This is a genomic window from Mesorhizobium sp. P5_C1 (assembly GCF_054049815.1).
Genome location: NZ_JBFULQ010000827.1, coordinates 1 through 1780, shown reverse-complemented (window position 1 = coordinate 1780; position 1780 = coordinate 1). Strand labels below are relative to the sequence as shown.

At 63.0% G+C, this 1780-nt stretch carries 1 protein-coding gene; it reads left to right on the top strand.

Translation table 11 applies throughout. From position 1 onward, the window contains the following. Positions 1-119 precede the first annotated feature (119 nt). The coding region (locus tag ACXJ7R_RS31685) for a beta strand repeat-containing protein (protein WP_457155251.1) at positions 120-1780 on the top strand (1661 nt) is incomplete at its 3' end.

The following is a 1780-nucleotide window of genomic DNA, read 5'->3' as shown; positions in this document are numbered from 1 at the left end:
AACGTTGCCGATGTGAGCGGCGTCATTGGCATCTTCGCCGAACACCACGGCAGTGGCGCGCTCACCATTACCGCTAGCGGTCCGGTGACGGGGGGATTGATGCTGGGGGCATCTTTGCGTTGGCATACGACAACGCTACGGGCCTGTCGATCGAGGCCGCGGACGTAAGCGGTGGGGCATACGGCATCCTCGCAATTCATCGCGGTAGCGGCGGCGCGCTCGAAATTACCACCACCGGAGCGGTGACGGGGACGGATGGTGGGGGCATCTACGCCAAGACTTTTAACAACGCCACCGGACTATCAATTGAAGTAGCGGATGTGAGCGGCGGAACCTATGGCATCCGTGCCCTCCACGGAGGCACCGGTGCCCTTTCGATTACCGCCAGTGGCATGGTGACGGGAAAAGGCGGCTCGGGCATTTACGCACGCAACGATTCCGCCGCCACAGGTTCGGCTACTACGGTTACGGTGCAAGATAGCGCGACGGTAAGCGGCTCCACGGTCGGCGTCGAGCTTGTGTCCGGCACCGGCCGCGCAGCGGGCGTGGATAATGCCGGTTCGATCGCAGGTGCAACGGGTATTCTCGCGAACACGGCGGGCTCGGTCACGATCACGAACGCCGGTTCAATCACCGGCACTGGCGGCACCGCAATCGATCTCACCAACGCGGGTGCCAGCACAATCAACCAACAGGGCGGCGTCATTACCGGCAACATCCTGCTTTCGGCCCGGCCGGACGTGGTCAACGTTGTGGGGGGCGCCATCACCGGCAATGTTGTCGGCGGGGCGGGCAACGATACGATAACCGTCAGCGGCGGCACCATTACTGGGAACGTAACCGGCGACGATGGCGATGACACCGCAGCGGTCTCCGGCGGCACCATCACCGGCAATGTTGTCGGCGGTGCTGGATTCGACCAGGTTTCAGTTTCAGGCGGCACCATCGAGGGCGGCATCGACGCGGACCACGTCGAACTCACCGGCGGCAAGATCGATGGTAACATCACCGGCCTCGGCTCCAATACGCTGATCATCAACGGATCCGGCACGGTCGATCCGCTCAGCCTTGCCGACSGGGTCCTGTTCAGCGGAACGGCCGCCAATGGTTCCGTCACCAGCACCGACCTCGCGGCCGGCGGCAAGAGCCAGAACTTTGCCGGCTTCGATAATTTTTCGGCCGACGCTTCCACGCTCCGCTTCAGCGGCGGCACGCAAGGCATCAACCAACTCAACCTCGGCAACGGCTCGACGCTGTTCATCAACGGCAACGTCACCATGCCAGGTTCGATCATCGCGACGAATTCGCGGATCGACATGATGGACGGTGCAGCCAACGACGTCTTGACGACGCTCGGCGGTCTCACCCTCAACGGCGCCACGATCAGCCTCGACATCAACCAGCAGACGGTGCAGTCGGATCAACTCATTGCCAGCGCGTTTTCGGTCGCCGGCGCCAACATCATAATCGTCAACCTTTTGGGCACGCCGCAATTCGCCCAGGCGACCGATATCCCCCTCATCGTCTCGACTAGCGGGCCGATTGCCGGGACCTTCAGTGTCGAAGGCATTCCCGGCACGCCGGGTTCGCTTTTCACCTATGAAATCGTAGCTGGCCCGAATGGCTTGTTCCTGCGTGCCACGCCGGCCAATTTCGGCATTGCCGCGGCGCCCACCAGCGCCACCAACGCCGGCGCGGTCACGGTGGCAATCGACGCCCTCTACGGCATAAACCGTGATGCGCTCGATGCTGACCTCAACCTCTCGCCCGCAACCGGGGG